Source organism: Aminobacter ciceronei (genome assembly GCF_014138625.1).
GTDB classification, from domain to species: Bacteria; Pseudomonadota; Alphaproteobacteria; order Rhizobiales; family Rhizobiaceae; genus Aminobacter; species Aminobacter ciceronei.
This window is the reverse complement of record NZ_JACJHY010000027.1, coordinates 1-14944: the sequence shown is the minus strand read 5'-3', so window position 1 is coordinate 14944 and position 14944 is coordinate 1. Positions and strand designations below refer to the sequence as shown.

Genomic DNA, 14944 nt, shown 5'->3' with positions numbered 1-14944 from the left:
ACTGGCCGAGTCGGGTCCGCCCGGCCGGCCGCGCTTGTGGAGGCCCGATCTTGTCGATCAAAATGTACGGCATCAAGAACTGCGACACGATCAAGAAGGCCCGGACCTGGCTCGAAGGTCACGGCGTCGCCTACGACTTCCATGATTACAAGGCCGCGGGCATCGACCGCAAAAGCCTGGAAAGCTGGGTCAAGGAGTTCGGCTGGGAAACGGTGCTCAACCGCGCCGGCACCACCTTCAAGAAGCTGCCCGACACTGAGAAGGAAGGCCTCGACGCCGACAAGGCGATTTCACTGATGCTCGCTCAACCCTCGATGATCAAGCGCCCGATGCTCGACCTCGGCAGCCGCCGCCTCGTCGGCTTCAAGCCCGAGGCCTACGACGCCGCATTCCCGGAGTGATTTCTTTCGCGAAAGGAAACGGCGGGCCGCAGCCCGCGGCTGAACCTCCGCGCGGCTACTTCGCCCGTGTGCCGAACCTTGCCATCGTCGCCGCCACTTCCTCGCGCAGCCACGTCGTGAAGTCGCGCACCTTGCGGCCTGGCCGCCCCAGTCTGGAGCTGACCAGATAGTAGCCGAGCCCGCTGGCGACCGTGATGCCGAACGGCGCCACCAGCCTCCCGTCGGCCAGCGCGTCGGCCGACAGGAGCTGCCAGGCCAGCGCCACGCCCTGTCCGCCCACCGCCGCGTCGATACCGAGGATCGGGTCGGTGAAGGACGGCCCCGCCCGTTGCACAGGAAACGGCTTTGCCAGCCCCGCCGCCTCGAACCAGCGCTCCCAGCTGATCATCGTGCTCTCGTCGGCGATGACGGGCAGATGCGTGAGATCGGCCGGCTCCTTGAGCTTTGCGGCCAGCGCCGGCGCGCAGACCGGAAACACCTCCTGCGCCAGCAAAAGCTCCGCCCGCACATCGGGCCATGTGCCGTCGCCCATGCGGATGGCGAGGTCGACGTCGGAATGGTCGAGATCGACAAGCCCGGTCGAGGCGTCGATCCTGAGCTTGATTTCGGGATGGCGCTGGTTGAAGCGGTTGAGCCGCGGCACCAGGAAGCGCGAGGCAAAAGCCGGTGCCACCGACACCACCAGCACGTTGCTTACCGCCTCGTCGGCCAGCGCCACCGCGCGGCCCAGCTCCTGAAAGCCGGTCGTAAGCCGCGCACAAAACTCCGCTCCGAAGGCAGTCAGCGCCAGTCCCGCGCCGGTGCGCTGGAAGATGGCACGGCCAAGCTGCGCCTCGGTGCGGCCGATCTGCTGGCTGACCGCGCTGGCCGATACGCCGAGCTCCTCTGCCGCCTTGACCAGCGAACCGCAGCGCGCGACGCTCTCCACCGCGCGGAGCCCGTTGAGATGGACGCGATTGAGAACGCGATTGAGTGCCCGACTTGAGATTTTCTAAACTCCTGCTTCGGCATTTCTTGATTGTAGCGTCAGCGTTTGTAGCGAAAATAGCGTGAAAGGATCAACGCCCAGGAGAAGTCAGATGAAGATTTTCTCAAGCCTCGCCACCCTGCTGCAAGGCAAGCATGACAACCACGGCATCGACAGCGAGCGTTTCCTCGCCTGGCTGCGCGATCCGCTCTCCCATCCTGACATCGCCCGCATGGACGAGCGCGAGCTCGCCGATCTGCCGCTCGGCCGCGGTTTCCGGCCTGCTTTGCCGGTGCCGGGCGAGTGCCGCGCCTAGAGCAGAAGGAGGGCGTGGCCGAGCACGCCGAGAGTTGCCGCGCCAAGCGTCAGCACGCTGAGCCCGAAGCCCGTCGCCCGCTGCCACTGCGCCGCCTCGGCATGGCTGAAATGCCACGCATGCAGCGTGCGGCCGACGGTGAAGGCAGCACCCAGCAGATGGATCGCCAGGATGGGCGCGCCGAGCGCTGCCGCAAATCCCAGCAGCACCAGCATCACGGGGATGTTCTCGATGGCATTGGCATGGCCGCGCATCGTACGGCGGAGATGCGCCACCCCGCCGTCGCCGATCACCACCATGTGCCTGCGCCGCACCAGCGCGGTTGCCATGGTCAGCCACAGCAATATCAGCGCGTTCAGGCCCGCATAGAGGCCGGCTGCGGCAAGGGCTGACTGGTTCATACGCTCCCCGAACTGTCTAGATGACCAAACTGTAATATTCCGGTGCGGAAAATCGCCACGATCCGGCTCGCATTGCAACAGGTGGTCGCCGCAGGGGATTCCCTTGTGCCACGAAGTGTGACTTCATGCGGCCAACAGGCAATGCCCCCGTCTCCGAAAGGAACCCGGAACCGTGTTCATATCGTTCTTCCCGCAGCCGAAGCTGTTCTTCACCTCGGCTGCGGCCTGGAGTCTGGTGCTTGTGCTGTTCTGGTTCTTCGGCGGGGCGCAGCTGGGCGCCGTATTCGGCCTGCCTCCGGCGGCGCCGGGCACGCCACCCATCATCGGCATCACGGTGTTCCTGTCGGCACCGTTCATCTGGTTCTACATCTACTATGTCGCCGGCGTCCTGCTCTTTTATGCCTTCTGGCGCTGGTATTCGCCCCATCCCTGGCAGCAATGGTCGATCCTCGTCACCTCGGTCATCCTGTTCCTGATCTACTTCAACGTTCAGGTCAGCGTCGCCGTGAACAACTGGTACGGCCCGTTCTTCGATTACGTCCAGGGCCTGATGGGCGGCACCACCAACTCGACCAATGCCGAGTTCTATGCCGGCGCGGCCAGCTTTGCCTGGCTGGCGCTGATCGGCATGAACGTTTCGGTCGTCAACGCCTATGTCGTGCAGCATTGGATCTTCCGCTGGCGCACCGCCATGAACGACTATTTCATGCAGAACTGGAGCAAGCTGCGCCACATCGAAGGCGCCTCGCAGCGTATTCAGGAAGACACCATGCGTTTCGCCCAGATCATGGAAGACCTGGGGTCCAGCTTCGTTGCGTCGATCATGACGCTGATCGCCTTCCTGCCTGTTCTGATCGAGTTGCAGAAGCACATCACCGAGCTGCCGATCATCGGCGCTGTCCCGCAGCCGCTCATCCTCGCCGCGATCGGCTGGTGTTTGCTCGGCACGCTGTCGGTCATGCTCGCCGGTGTGAAGCTGCCTGGCCTGCAATTCCGCAACCAGCGCGTCGAGGCTGCCTACCGCAAGGAGCTGGTCTATGGCGAGGACCATGCCGACCGTGCCCAGCCGGCGACGACCACCGAGCTTTTCACCAATGTGCGCAAGAACTACTTCCGGCTCTACGCCCACTACATCTACTTCAACGTCGTCCGTTACACCTACCTGCAGGCCGACAACATCTTCTCCTTCATCATCCTCGGGCCGTCGATCGTCGCGCACAAGATCACATTGGGCCCGATGAACCAGATCTCGAATGCCTTCGGCCGCGTGACCGGATCGCTGCAGTTCCTGCTCAATTCCTGGTCGACGATCGTCGAGCTGCAGTCGGTACACAAGCGTCTGCGCGCGTTTGAGGCGACGCTGTCGGGTGAAGCGCTGCCCGATATCGACCAGCGCTATCTCGACCGGAAGAAGACCGGCTCCGAACCGGAGAGCGAGCCGGCCTGAGTGCCGGCGCCCCGGCCAGCGCAATCGCCGGAGCCAGATATCGGCATTGGATCGCCGGAGTCAGTTATCGGCAAGTAGCTGAGGGGGCGCGTTATGCACCCTCTTGCGGCTTCGCTATCACGGCATGGCGACTCTGTTGATGCGAATGGTTTTTGGTCGCGCTGCATGGCGTTGATGACTGATCACGGCCATGTCCCAACGGGTAAGGGCGTAAGCTCGCGCGAGTGGGCCTACCCGCGCGTCCAGCTCACCCGCCGGTCTGCACCGGCGCTGTATCCTTCTGCCGCCCGACATAGTCGGCATAGCTGATGCATTCGACATCCGCCTTCACGCAGACCTCGCCGGCGAAGCGCTCCAGCGCACGCCAATAGGCGCCGTCATTCATCAGCGTGAAGTGGAAGCCGATCTGCAACGGAATACGGCCGCCTTCATATTGCGTGTCGAAGGCCTTGCGGAACGCGCCGTAGGCGCGGCTTTCAAATCTTGCCGCTTCCGCGGGCTTGTCGACGCCGCCGGAGTGGCGGACGAACAGATTGTAGTCCATGGCGATGATGCGTCGCTCCGAGGGGCCTTCAGGAATCTCCGGCAGGGCAAAATCCATCATCGAGCCGTCGAGCCTGGGTTCTTCCGGTCCGCGCGACACGCCGCTGGCATTGTAGGCAAAACCCCTGTCGCGAAGTGCTGCCGTCAGCCCCTTGCTGTCGGAGAGATAAGGCGCGCGAAAACCCTTCACCGATGCGGCGATCCTCGCCCAGCCATCCGGCTCGGGCGAGATGCCGTTGATCCTGTAGGCGTCGCGCATGATTGTCGAAAACGCGTCGAACTCCTTGGTCCACTCGGCCTTGCTCCACTTGCCGCCGTCGAAATGGCCGCAGGCGTGGCTGGCGATGTCGTGGCCCTCGGATGCGGCGAGGTTGATCTGCCCGAGGCGGTCGACAACCTCCTGTCTGGTCATGGCGAAGCCGACATTCGACTTGCCGGCCGACTTGCCGGGCGCCTGGTAGCTGCTGCGCGTCTCGCGCGACAACAAGAACACGCAGGACAGGAAATAGGTGAAGCGCGCCCCTGTCCGCGCCGCAAGCTCCCGGCTGCGCTGCCATTGCGCGAGGTCATGCGCGCCGTCGAACGAGATCAGCACGATCTGCGGCTTCTTGATGTCCTCGACCTTGGGCGCCGGCCCGGCCATCGCGGAGGACGCGACCAATGACGCGGATACGAAAGCACTGACTGGGAACGCTTTGGTCATGTCGAACTTCGATGCAATTTCGGGGGGCTTGTTCGATATTGGAGCGAGATCAGCCGGTAGGGCCGAAATGTGGCATGGATGCGTCCCGCCGCCTATGCGTCCATTTGGGCCAAGGAGCCGGGGTGATGGCTTCGGGCGCCAAATTCCACGGGCAAATCTCCACTGCCGCGCTCCGTCCCACCCCCTCTGGCCTGCCGGGCGTTCGATGCTCGAAAAGCCAAGTAGTTGGCTTTTCGTCCGCTGCGCGGACCGCATCTCACCCCCCACACACAAGGAGGGAGATTAGTCGCTCCGCCGGCGGCGCTCATCCCGCCGCTGCTACGGTGGTGATTGCCTGAGGCGTTGATGACGGCGTGATCTCCCTCCTTGTGGGCGAGATGGCCGGCAGGCCAGAGGGGGGTGCGAAGGAGCATGACGTCAAAGGTTGACTTCGTAAGTCACGACTGGCTCTCACTGCACCCAGAACCCGTAGGAACCGAATTTCCGCCCCGCCCCCTTCCATGGCGGCGAAATTCCGCTAAAACGCAGGCTCAAACGGCCCCCGAGGGGCAGAGGTGATTGGACAGCATGTCGGACGACAGTTTCTTTCGTGAAGTAAACGAGGAAATTCGCCAGGAGAAGGCGAAGGCCCTGTGGGACAGCTATGGCCCCGCAGCCATCGTCGTTGCCGTGCTGATCGTTATCGGCACCGGCCTGTTCGTGGCCTGGGAATATTGGGTCGAGACCAAGGCCAACAGCTCCGGCGACCGCTTTTCGCAGGCGCTGACGCTCGCCAATTCCGGCAAGGCCGACGAGGCGCTTGCCGCATTCGATGCGCTCGAAAAGGACGGCTACGGCGCCTATCCACTGCTCGCCCGCATGCGTGCCGCCACCGTCCAGGCCGACAAGGGGGACTTCAAGGCGGCCATCGCCGGCTTCGACGAAGTGGCTGCCGACAGCTCGATCCCCAATGTCATTCGTGATGTCGCCCGCCTGCGTGCGGCACTGCTGCTCGTCGACAACGGCAGCTATGCCGATGTCTCCGGCCGCGTCGAAGCGCTGACCAACGACACCAACCCGCTCCGCCATTCGGCCCGCGAGGCGCTCGGCCTTGCCGCCTGGAAGGAAGGCAAGCTCGCCGACGCGCTCAAGCTGTTCGAGCAGATTTCCTCCGACGAAGGCGCGCCGCGCAATGCGCGTCAGCGCTCCAACCTCCTGGCCGAACTGATCCGCGGTTCCGGCAACGCGTCGTGATGCGGGCCCGATGGCTTTCAAGATCGCGATAATCGGCCGGCCCAACGTCGGCAAATCCACCCTTTTCAACCGCCTGGTTGGAAAGAAGATCGCCCTTGTCGACGACACGCCCGGCGTGACGCGCGACCGCCGTGTGCATGCGGCCAAGCTCTACGATCTCGTCTTCGACGTCATCGACACGGCCGGCTTCGAGGATGCGGGCGCGGCAACCCTCCAGGGCCGCATGCGGGCGCAGACCGAGATCGCCATCAAGGAAGCCGATCTCATCTTCTTCATGGTCGACGCCAAGGCGGGTCTCACGCCAGACGACCGTACCTTCGTCGAGATCGTGCGCCGGTCCGGCAAGCCGGTGGTGCTCGTCGCCAACAAATCCGAGGCGCGCGGTGCCCAGGGCGGCGCGCTCGAAGCGTGGGAGCTCGGCATCGGCGAACCGGTGCAGATCTCGGCCGAGCATGGTCTTGGCATGCCCGACCTGCGCGACGCCGTCGTCGAAGCCCTCGGCAAGGACGTCGTTTTCGCCGATGACGAGGACGAGACCGGCGACATCGCCGAAAGCGACGTGCTGATCGGCGAGGACATCGCCGATCCTGACGCCGAGGAGGCGCCCGCCTATGACGAGACCAAGCCGCTGCGCATCGCCGTCGTGGGCCGGCCCAATGCCGGCAAGTCGACGCTGATCAATGCGCTGATCGGCGAGGAACGCCTGCTCACCGGGCCCGAGGCCGGCATCACCCGCGATTCGATCTCGGTCGACTGGGACTGGCAGGGTCGCAGCATCAAGATGTTCGATACGGCCGGTATGCGCCGCAAGGCCAAGGTCCAGGAAAAGCTCGAGAAGCTGTCGGTGCAGGACGGCCTGCGCGCCATCCGCTTTGCCGAGATCGTCATCATCGTGCTCGATGCGACGATTCCGTTCGAGAAGCAGGACCTGCAGATCGCCGACCTGATCATCCGCGAGGGCAGGGCGCCGGTCATCGCCTTCAACAAGTGGGATCTCATCGACAAGCCGCAGGAGACGCTGGCCGAACTGCGCGAGAAGACCGAGCGGCTGTTGCCGCAGGCGCGTGGCCTGCAGGCAGTGCCGATGTCGGCGGAGACCGGCCGCGGGCTGGAAAAGCTGATGGACGCGGTGATGAAGACGCACCGGGTCTGGAACAGCCGTGTCTCGACCGGCAAGCTCAACCGCTGGCTCGAGGGCATCCTCGCCCATCATCCGCCGCCCGCCGTCGCCGGCCGCCGGCTCAAGATCAAGTACATCACCCAGGCAAAGACCCGGCCGCCTGGCTTCGTCCTGTCCTGCTCGCGCCCCGACGTGATGCCGCAGTCCTATGTGCGCTATCTGGTCAACAACCTGCGCGACGCCTTCAACATGCCCGGCGTGCCGATCCGCATGGCGCTGCGCGCTTCTGACAACCCGTTCGCCGGGCGGGCCAAGAAAAAGAAATGAAACATCGAAGGGCTCGCGCAAGCGGGCCCTTTTTGCATTGCGCCCGCCCCTTGTTGCATTGCGCCAAGGTTGCGCCCGTTAACGCTCCATCAAGGTTAATGCATCATTTTCCTCTCCAGTAGGGTGTGTTGCGTCCTGGAGAGTTTCCGTGCATCGAGGTGTTGTGAAGCGGCGGTTTGCTGCTGCCCGCGAGGGAAGACGTTCGTTCCTGGCGCCGGCCGTCATCGGCCTGGGCATCTGGCTCGGCTTTCCCACCGTTGCCGCCTATCAGGACATGACCAGCCTCGTCTCCGGCCTTGAGAACAAGGACACGCGCTGGGGCGCTTATGTCGAGAAAGCTGCCGCCGGCTCGGTCCATGCCGCTGAAATGCCGTTCGTCGACGGCATCATCACCGGTCCGATCTCGGGCTCGGGCGTCAAGATCGCCGGTGTCGGCACCGTCGCGTTTCGCGGCAAGAAGTTCGGGTCGTCCGACCTGCCTGACGAGGACCGCATCGTCCGCGTCGACAAGAAGGCCCGCATCGTCAACATCTCAAGGGTCAGTCCGCCGAAGAACTTCACCGCCGGCTCGGTATTCGAGCGCACCAGTTCGCTTCTGCGCCCCGCCCTCGACAGCGGCCTCAAGCTGACCTTCGCCAAGCCCGCGATCAAGGGCAAGGAAGTCCAGATCGCCGGCTCCTTCCACGTCAAGGAAACCGAAAAGCGCGCGACGCGCGGCGTGCCGGCCATGTTGGCCTCGCTGGTCAACAACGACAAGGCCGACATCCTGGCGACAGCTTACGCACCGGCCGCGCCCGACTATGCCAAGGCCTCGCCCTTCGAGGCGCTGCTGCGCGACGACGACGAGGCCGGCGGCCGCTTCATCCCGCCGATGGGCAAGGGCGACCACTGGTGGCTGGCCAATCCGCTGCCGGCAGGCGTCTTCTCCAAGGCCGAGCAGGCCTGCCTCGCCAACGGTATCTACTTCGAGGCGCGCGGAGAATCGGTGCGCGGCCAGGCAGCGGTCGCCCAGGTCATCCTCAACCGCGTCCGCAACCCGGCCTATCCCGGAACCATCTGCGGCGTCGTTTATCAGAATGACGGCTGGTTCAACCGCTGCCAGTTCTCGTTTGCCTGCGACGGCATCAAGGACCGCGTCACCAGTCCCTCGCACTACAAGACCGCGCAGGACGTCGCCATGGCGGTGACCGCCGGAAAGATCTTCATCCCGGAAGTCGGCTCCTCGACCCACTACTACGCCAACTACGTGAATCCCGGCTGGGCGCGCGGCATGAAGAAGATGACCAAGATCGGCCTGCACATCTTCTACCGCACCTATGGCGGCGGCTGGAGCTGATCGCTTCCGGCCGGGCTCATGGAGTCGGCCAGTCGCCGGATTGCACGCGGATTCGGCGGGCGATCACCGAGCGGAGCCACGGGCAGGATGTCGCACTTCGACAACTAGCTGATTTTCCTACATAAAATACTTAGTTAGATGGGCCTCCCCGTGGCTTGACGGGCAGGGGCCCTCTAACTATGTTGCCGGCGACTTTGAAGCGGACGAACGGATACGCTCGGACCGGGTGGGAGTTTGCAATGGCCAAGCCTTCGGGCCCAGGCGGAAATGGAAACTCCCGGCCTGAAAATCGAGCCGAGAACGATCACCGCGACGACGAACTCGAGCGCCGTCGGCAACAGCTTGAAGCAACGCTTGCGACAAGACGCCAGACTGCCCGCGAGGGGGAAAAGAGTACAGGGTCGAATGGTGTGACCGGCTACGGTCAGGCACTCAAGCTGTCCAGCGAGTTCATCGCCGGGATCGCGGTTGGTGTCGGTCTGGGGTGGATCATCGATCGGATGGCAGGCACGTCGCCATGGGGCTTGATCGTGTTTCTGCTGCTCGGCTTCGGCGCCGGTGTACTCAATGTCCTGCGTTCGGCAGGAATGGTTACTGAGGCCGGTATCAGGTCGCCCGACAAGACGTCGGACGAACCGGAAAAGAAATAGCAGCGCCGCAAGGCGCAATTTAGGCGAAGGGGGGCCAGCGTGGCCAACGATCCAATTCATCAGTTTCAGATCTCGAAATTGATTCCGATCGAGATCGGCGGCCTCGACTTCTCCTTCACCAACTCGTCCGCCTTCATGGTTGCCACCGTGGTCGCCGCCAGCGCCTTCCTGTTCCTGACGACGTCGAGCCGCGGCCTGGTGCCGAGCCGCCTGCAGTCGGTTTCGGAGATGTCTTACGAATTTGTCGCCTCGATGCTACGAGACGCGGCGGGTTCTCAGGGCATGCGTTTCTTCCCGCTGGTGTTTTCGCTGTTCATGTTCGTGCTCGTCGCCAACCTGATCGGCCTGTTCCCTTACTTCTTCACCGTCACCAGCCATCTCATCGTCACCTTCGCGCTGGCGCTGCTGGTCATCGGTACGGTCATCGTCTACGGCTTCATGAAGCACGGTTTTGGCTTCCTGAAACTCTTCGTCCCGCACGGTGTGCCTGGCATCCTGGTGCCGCTGGTCGTCCTGATCGAAGTGATCTCATTCCTGTCGCGTCCGATCAGCCTGTCGGTTCGTCTGTTCGCCAACATGCTGGCCGGCCACATCACGCTCAAGGTTTTCGCTGGTTTCGTCACTTCGCTCAGCGCATTCGGTGCTGTCGGCGTCGTCGGCTCGATCCTGCCGCTGTTCATGACGGTCGCGATCACCGGCCTGGAAGTCCTGGTCGCGTTCCTGCAGGCCTATGTGTTTGCGGTGCTGACCTGCATGTACCTCAACGACGCCCTGCACCCGGGCCACTAATTCGACGGCGGCTGCCGCCGTCTTGGATACCGCAACTAAATTTCGATCCACAAGGAGTTGGACAATGGAAGTTGAAGCAGCAAAGGCAATCGGCGCAGGCATCGCTTGTCTCGGCATGGGCGGCGCAGGCATCGGCCTGGGCACCATTTTCGGTAACTACCTGTCGGGCGCCCTGCGCAACCCGTCGGCAGCTGACGGCCAGTTCGGCCGCCTGATCTTCGGCTTCGCCGTTACCGAAGCTCTGGGCATCTTCTCGCTCCTCGTCGCTCTGCTCCTGCTCTTCGCATAAGAGCCGCGCAAGCGAGTTGACCGGCCGCGTGTTGCGGCCGGTGGGATGACAGGGGATAGAGATGTTTGTCACGCCGGGTTACGCCGAGGAAGTCGCACCTGCGGCCGGGGAAGCTCATTCTACCGACGCCACCACTGCGCACACCGAAACGGGTGCGGAGCATGGCGGTGGTGGGTTGTTTCCGCCTTTCGATACGTCGAACTATCCGTCGCAGCTGCTCTGGCTCGCGATCACCTTCGGCCTGTTCTATCTCTTCCTGAAGAACGTCGTGCTGCCGCGTGTCGGCGGCATCCTCGAGGTGCGCCGCGATCGCATCGCCGGGGATCTCGACCAGGCTGCCCGGATGAAGTCCGAGGCGGATGCGGCGGTTGCCGCATACGAGCAGGAGCTTGCCGAGGCCAAGGCCAGGGCAAACGCCATCGGCCAGGAAGCACGCGACGAGGCCAAGGCGGAAGCCGAAGCCAAGCGCAAGGAAGTCGAAGCCGGGCTCGACCAGAAGCTGACCGCTGCGGAAGCACGCATCGCTACCATCAAGGCCAATGCCATGAAGGAAGTGGGCACCATCGCCGAGGACACCGCTGCCGCGATCGTCCAGGCACTGGGCGCAGGCAAGGTCGACAAGGCTGACATCGCCGCCGCCGTCAAGGCAGCGAGCAAGTAGGAGAGGGGCCATGGACGCAACATTCTGGGCCACAGTCGCTCTCGTCATCTTCGTCGGTGTCGTCCTGTACCTGAAGGTGCCGGGCATGCTTTCGAAGTCGCTCGACGAGCGCGCCGAACGCATCCGCGCCGAACTCGAAGACGCACGCAAGCTTCGTGAAGAAGCCCAGCAGCTGCTCGCCGAGTACCAGCGCAAGCGCAAGGAAGCCGAGAAGGAGGCCGCCGACATCGTCGATCTGGCCAAGCGCGAAGCTGGCCTTCTCGCCGAAGAAGCGCATAAGAAGACCGAAGAGTACGTTGCTCGCCGGACCGCACTTGCCGAGCTCAAGATTGGCCAGGCCGAACGCGACGCCGTCAACGAAGTTCGCGCCAATGCTGTCGACCTCGCGGTCGAGGCAGCTCGCCAGATCTTCGCCGGCAAGGCCGACGCCAAGACCAATGCCGACCTGTTCAAGGGCTCGGTTCAGGAATTGAAGGCCAAGCTCAACTAAGTCGAGCCGCCAATTAAGTCAGGCAGCCGGGCAGATTTGAAAAAGCCGCTGGAATTTCCGGCGGCTTTTTTGTTTTCAGGATAGCCAAGGGCGACTGTCTTTCGTTTGGCAGGAGCTGCTCCGGTGCGGCTTGCACCTTGCCGCGGCCGCTGCTAGCCGGGTCACATGACCCAGATCGTCGAAATCGGCAAATCCCGCGTGCTTCTTTTCAGCCGGAGCGGCTCGTTGCTGCGCGCGCCCAGCGACGCCAATGACTTTATCAGCGAGGCGTGGTCGAACGAGGCCGAAGTCCTCGCCATCCCCGTGGAAAGGCTTGCCCCGGATTTTCTCAAGCTCAGCACCGGCATTGCTGGCGAGGTGTTTCAGAAGTTTGTGAATTACGGCCTGGGCTGCGCGATCGTCGGCGACATCACGCAGGCGCTGGAAGCAAGCGGTGCGCTGCGTGACTTCGTGCGCGAGACCAACAAGGGCAAGTCGATCTGGTTCGTTGCGGATCTTGCCGAACTTGACGTCAGGCTCGGGACGTCGCCGCTTCAGAGTGGGCAGGGTTAGGCGCCAAGCGTTTCTGCCGTGGCTAGTCCCTGAACGGGGCGAACGAAATGCGGTGCAGGCGAAGCGATGCACCGTGCTCGACAATCGCCGCCCGGTGACGGGCGGTGGCGTAGCCCATATGAACTTCGAAGCCGTAGCGGTTGTCGTTCGAGCCGCAGACCGACATCATGCGGTCGCGCGTGACCTTGGCAACGATCGAGGCGGCGGCGATGGATTGCGAGCGCTGGTCGCCCTTGACCAGGGCGCGGCAGGTGCAGGCGAGGCCGGGCGGCACGTCGCGGCCGTCGGCAAGGGCCGATTTGGCGGCCATAGGCAGGCCCGCCAGCGCCCGCCGCATCGCTTCCAGGCTCGCCTTGCGGATATCGCTGCGGTCGATGCTGTCGGCCGAAACCGACGCCACGGCGACGCCAAGAGCCTTGCGCAGCACCTCGTCGAACAGCGCGTCGCGCTGGGCGGCGGTGAGGCGCTTGGAATCATCCAGCCCTGAAGGAATGTTGCCGGGGTCGAGCACGACAGCGGCTGCGACAACCGGCCCGGCGAGCGGCCCGCGTCCGGCTTCGTCGAGGCCGGCGCATGGCCACAGGCCGCCCGATATCGCTTTCGTTTCGAAGGCGAAGTCGGGCTTGTCGATGAATTCGAACAGGGGCGGAGAATCGGAGCGCGGGCGAGCCATAGTGCGGCGATGCTCGCATCGGCCCCGATCCTCCGCAAGTCCTTCCCGGCCGATTAGGGCGGCGGTCCGGGAAGGCACCGTCAACTGGCCACGGGGAACGGCCGGACGGAATCTCTTGCACGGGCGGACGACGATGCCCGCCCAAATGTTCAAAGCAGCGTCAGCTGCAACTGGTCCTTGGGGCCGGCCTCGAAAAGGTCGGTCCTCAGCGGTGTGCGTACCGAATTGAGGCCGAGGCGCTGGGCCGCGATCTCGAAGCGACGGCCGATCTGCCAGGCATAGGGACCTTTGCCCTTCATGCGTTTGCCCCACTCCGAATCGTAGTCCTTGCCGTCGCGCATCGAGCGGATCAGCGACAGCACGTGGCGATAGCTGTCGGGATAGTGGCGCAGCAGCCAGTCCTTGAAGATCGGGCTGACTTCGAGCGGCAGGCGCAGGATGACGTAGCCGGCGCTGGTGGCACCGGCGGCCTTGGCCGAGTCGAGGATGCGCTCGATCTCCTGGTCGGTGAGGCCGGGGATGATCGGCGCCACCATCACCGAGACCGGGATGCCGGCATCGGAGAGCTGCCTGATCGCCTCGAGGCGCTTGGTAGGCGTTGCTGCCCGCGGTTCCATGGTCCGTGCCAGCATGCGGTCGAGGGTCGTCACCGACAGCGCCACCTTGGCCAGGCCCTTTTCGGCCATGCGGCTGAGGATATCGATGTCGCGCGTGACCATCGCCGACTTGGTGACGATGCCGACGGGATGGTTGCGTGCTTCCAGCACCTCGAGCACCTCGCGCATGATGCGCCAATGCTTCTCGATCGGCTGGTAGGGGTCGGTGTTGGTGCCGATGGCGATGGTGCGCGGCTGGTAGCCGTCCTTGGACAGTTCGCGGTCGAGCAGTCGCGCCGCATCCGGCTTGGCAAACAGCTTGGATTCGAAATCGAGCCCGGCCGACAGGCCCATATAGCTGTGGGTGGGGCGGGCGAAACAGTAGACGCAACCATGCTCGCAACCACGATAGGGATTGATCGAGCGGTCGAATGAGATGTCGGGCGACTCGTTGCGGGTGATGATGGTGCGCGGCTTCTCGACCTGGACCTCGGTCTTGAACGGCGGCAGCTCCTCGATTGTGCTCCAGCCGTCGTCGAAGACATGGCGGCTGACCGGCTCGTAGCGCCCCGACGGGTTGACGCCGGCACCGCGGCCGCGTCGGCGCTCATGGTTGATGCGCAGGCCGCTTTCCTCGATCATGGCATTGGCCATTCCGGCTCCACCACCCTTGAAAGCGGCAATATCGGCCCGTGCGATGGGTTCCATTTCGCTATCTCCCCGAGGGAAAGAGGCCGCCCGTCGATTCGTTCGGCATGAAACTATTCCTATTTTGGGAAAGAGAACAAAGCAAGAACTTTGTTCTCCGGGCCGCGAGGCTGGCGCTTCGGCCGGCTTTCCGATATGCGGCTGGATATGCTGAGCGTTCTGATCGAGACCAGGGACGACGAGGAGGGGCTGGCGCGCACGCTGGCGGCGCTGGTCGGCGGCGCCGTCGAGGGTGTCGTGCGCGAGGTGATCGTCTGTGACCTCGGCTCCACCGACCAGACCCATTATGTCGCCGAACATGCCGGCTGCGCCTATCTCGCCAAGGGCGGCATCCAGGCGGGCATCGCGCAGGCCAGGAGCGACTGGCTGCTGCTGCTCGAGCCGGGCGCGCGGCTGGCCGAAGGCTGGACCGAGGATGCTGTTCGCCACATGAGCCGGCTGACCATGGCGGCGCGCTTCACCCGGTCGCGGGCGAGCAACCGTCCGTTCTGGGAACGGGTGACGTCGCGGCCGCGCGCTCTGGAGCAGGGGCTGGTCATCACCAGGAAGCAGGCAGCTATTCTGGGTCGCAACGGGGCGGACGCCGAAGGCATCGCGCGCGGACTTGCCATGAAGACGCTGGATGCCGAAATCGTCGTCGCGCCGCGCTAGGTGACCGACTCATAACTACGCAACCAGATGCGGATTGAAGCAAGCTGGACGGAAGCGAGGAAGTTGTCGTCGCGCTTGTCGTAGCGGGTGG

Annotated in this window: 18 protein-coding genes; 13 read left to right on the top strand and 5 right to left on the bottom strand. The window is 64.0% G+C overall.

Annotated features, from left to right (window positions below):
- Positions 1–50 precede the first annotated feature (50 nt).
- The gene (locus HNQ95_RS24015) at positions 51–401 is read left to right on the top strand and encodes an ArsC family reductase (protein ID WP_172582943.1); all 351 of its coding nucleotides are present in this window, start codon (positions 51–53) and stop codon (positions 399–401) included.
- A gap of 55 nt (positions 402–456) precedes the next feature.
- Here the strand turns inward: HNQ95_RS24015 and HNQ95_RS24010 are convergent, their stop codons facing one another.
- Positions 457–1389 carry a LysR substrate-binding domain-containing protein gene (locus HNQ95_RS24010; protein ID WP_182575486.1) on the bottom strand — a complete coding sequence of 311 codons (933 nt, stop codon included), beginning with the start codon at positions 1387–1389 and terminating at the stop codon, positions 457–459.
- Between the two features lie 91 nt (positions 1390–1480).
- Here HNQ95_RS24010 and HNQ95_RS24005 point away from each other — a divergent pair, with 91 nt between their 5' ends.
- On the top strand, positions 1481–1684 hold the full coding sequence (locus HNQ95_RS24005) for a hypothetical protein (RefSeq protein ID WP_182575490.1): 204 nt from the start codon (positions 1481–1483) through the stop codon (positions 1682–1684).
- On the opposite strand, the gene HNQ95_RS24000 is transcribed toward HNQ95_RS24005, so the two are convergent.
- A complete protein-coding gene (locus HNQ95_RS24000) occupies positions 1681–2085 on the bottom strand; it encodes an MAPEG family protein (RefSeq protein ID WP_182575436.1) in 405 nt (134 codons plus the stop codon). The genes HNQ95_RS24005 and HNQ95_RS24000 overlap by 4 nt on opposite strands.
- Before the next feature lie 172 nt (positions 2086–2257).
- Here HNQ95_RS24000 and sbmA point away from each other — a divergent pair, with 172 nt between their 5' ends.
- Positions 2258–3532: a peptide antibiotic transporter SbmA gene (gene sbmA / locus HNQ95_RS23995; RefSeq protein ID WP_182575435.1), complete on the top strand. Its 1275-nt coding sequence runs from the start codon at positions 2258–2260 to the stop codon at positions 3530–3532.
- A 247-nt stretch (positions 3533–3779) separates the two neighbouring features.
- Here the strand turns inward: sbmA and HNQ95_RS23990 are convergent, their stop codons facing one another.
- Positions 3780–4778, bottom strand: coding sequence for a polysaccharide deacetylase family protein (locus tag HNQ95_RS23990; protein WP_182575434.1), 999 nt, complete (start codon positions 4776–4778; stop codon positions 3780–3782).
- A 567-nt stretch (positions 4779–5345) separates the two neighbouring features.
- On the opposite strand from HNQ95_RS23990, the gene HNQ95_RS23985 reads away from it, so the two are divergent.
- The 9 genes from HNQ95_RS23985 to HNQ95_RS23945 all read left to right on the top strand — a co-directional run bounded on the left by HNQ95_RS23985 (position 5346) and on the right by HNQ95_RS23945 (position 12225).
- Entirely contained in the window at positions 5346–6011 is a 666-nt protein-coding gene (locus tag HNQ95_RS23985) for a tetratricopeptide repeat protein (RefSeq protein WP_182575433.1), read from the top strand.
- A gap of 10 nt (positions 6012–6021) precedes the next feature.
- A complete protein-coding gene (der, locus tag HNQ95_RS23980; protein WP_182575432.1) occupies positions 6022–7458 on the top strand; it encodes a ribosome biogenesis GTPase Der in 1437 nt (478 codons plus the stop codon).
- 148 nt (positions 7459–7606) lie between these two features.
- Entirely contained in the window at positions 7607–8794 is a 1188-nt protein-coding gene (locus tag HNQ95_RS23975; RefSeq protein WP_182575431.1) for a cell wall hydrolase, read from the top strand.
- A 239-nt stretch (positions 8795–9033) separates the two neighbouring features.
- Positions 9034–9444: an AtpZ/AtpI family protein gene (locus tag HNQ95_RS23970; protein WP_182575430.1), complete on the top strand. Its 411-nt coding sequence runs from the start codon at positions 9034–9036 to the stop codon at positions 9442–9444.
- Between the two features lie 39 nt (positions 9445–9483).
- Positions 9484–10233 carry a F0F1 ATP synthase subunit A gene (locus HNQ95_RS23965; protein ID WP_182575429.1) on the top strand — a complete coding sequence of 250 codons (750 nt, stop codon included), beginning with the start codon at positions 9484–9486 and terminating at the stop codon, positions 10231–10233.
- A gap of 64 nt (positions 10234–10297) precedes the next feature.
- Positions 10298–10522 carry a F0F1 ATP synthase subunit C gene (locus tag HNQ95_RS23960; protein WP_182575428.1) on the top strand — a complete coding sequence of 75 codons (225 nt, stop codon included), beginning with the start codon at positions 10298–10300 and terminating at the stop codon, positions 10520–10522.
- A 61-nt stretch (positions 10523–10583) separates the two neighbouring features.
- Complete coding sequence (locus HNQ95_RS23955; protein WP_067964671.1) at positions 10584–11183, top strand: F0F1 ATP synthase subunit B; 600 nt, start codon at positions 10584–10586, stop codon at positions 11181–11183.
- Between the two features lie 10 nt (positions 11184–11193).
- The gene (locus HNQ95_RS23950; protein ID WP_182575427.1) at positions 11194–11673 is read left to right on the top strand and encodes a F0F1 ATP synthase subunit B; all 480 of its coding nucleotides are present in this window, start codon (positions 11194–11196) and stop codon (positions 11671–11673) included.
- Positions 11674–11838: 165 nt separating this feature from the next.
- Positions 11839–12225, top strand: coding sequence for a DUF4180 domain-containing protein (locus HNQ95_RS23945; RefSeq protein WP_182575426.1), 387 nt, complete (start codon positions 11839–11841; stop codon positions 12223–12225).
- Between the two features lie 22 nt (positions 12226–12247).
- On the opposite strand, the gene rnhB is transcribed toward HNQ95_RS23945, so the two are convergent.
- Positions 12248–12898, bottom strand: coding sequence for a ribonuclease HII (gene rnhB, locus HNQ95_RS23940; RefSeq protein WP_182575425.1), 651 nt, complete (start codon positions 12896–12898; stop codon positions 12248–12250).
- 149 nt (positions 12899–13047) lie between these two features.
- Positions 13048–14202: a PA0069 family radical SAM protein gene (locus HNQ95_RS23935; protein WP_067964664.1), complete on the bottom strand. Its 1155-nt coding sequence runs from the start codon at positions 14200–14202 to the stop codon at positions 13048–13050.
- A gap of 147 nt (positions 14203–14349) precedes the next feature.
- Here HNQ95_RS23935 and HNQ95_RS23930 point away from each other — a divergent pair, with 147 nt between their 5' ends.
- Positions 14350–14853 (top strand): glycosyltransferase, encoded by a 504-nt coding sequence (locus HNQ95_RS23930; protein WP_182575424.1) that lies wholly within the window; start codon positions 14350–14352, stop codon positions 14851–14853.
- The last annotated feature ends 91 nt before the right edge of the window (positions 14854–14944 follow it).

Excerpts from the sequence above, each read along its gene's own strand:
- HNQ95_RS24005 (WP_182575490.1), top strand. The coding sequence starts at position 1,481 with ATGAAGATTTTCTCAAGCCTCGCCACCCTGCTGCAAGGCAAGCATGAC.
- HNQ95_RS24000 (WP_182575436.1), bottom strand. The coding sequence starts at position 2,085 with ATGAACCAGTCAGCCCTTGCCGCAGCCGGCCTCTATGCGGGCCTGAAC.
- HNQ95_RS23990 (WP_182575434.1), bottom strand. The coding sequence starts at position 4,778 with ATGACCAAAGCGTTCCCAGTCAGTGCTTTCGTATCCGCGTCATTGGTC.
- HNQ95_RS23985 (WP_182575433.1), top strand. The coding sequence starts at position 5,346 with ATGTCGGACGACAGTTTCTTTCGTGAAGTAAACGAGGAAATTCGCCAG.
- der (WP_182575432.1), top strand. The coding sequence starts at position 6,022 with ATGGCTTTCAAGATCGCGATAATCGGCCGGCCCAACGTCGGCAAATCC.
- HNQ95_RS23970 (WP_182575430.1), top strand. The coding sequence starts at position 9,034 with ATGGCCAAGCCTTCGGGCCCAGGCGGAAATGGAAACTCCCGGCCTGAA.
- HNQ95_RS23960 (WP_182575428.1), top strand. The coding sequence starts at position 10,298 with ATGGAAGTTGAAGCAGCAAAGGCAATCGGCGCAGGCATCGCTTGTCTC.
- HNQ95_RS23955 (WP_067964671.1), top strand. The coding sequence starts at position 10,584 with ATGTTTGTCACGCCGGGTTACGCCGAGGAAGTCGCACCTGCGGCCGGG.
- HNQ95_RS23950 (WP_182575427.1), top strand. The coding sequence starts at position 11,194 with ATGGACGCAACATTCTGGGCCACAGTCGCTCTCGTCATCTTCGTCGGT.
- HNQ95_RS23945 (WP_182575426.1), top strand. The coding sequence starts at position 11,839 with ATGACCCAGATCGTCGAAATCGGCAAATCCCGCGTGCTTCTTTTCAGC.
- rnhB (WP_182575425.1), bottom strand. The coding sequence starts at position 12,898 with ATGGCTCGCCCGCGCTCCGATTCTCCGCCCCTGTTCGAATTCATCGAC.
- HNQ95_RS23935 (WP_067964664.1), bottom strand. The coding sequence starts at position 14,202 with ATGGAACCCATCGCACGGGCCGATATTGCCGCTTTCAAGGGTGGTGGA.
- HNQ95_RS23930 (WP_182575424.1), top strand. The coding sequence starts at position 14,350 with ATGCTGAGCGTTCTGATCGAGACCAGGGACGACGAGGAGGGGCTGGCG.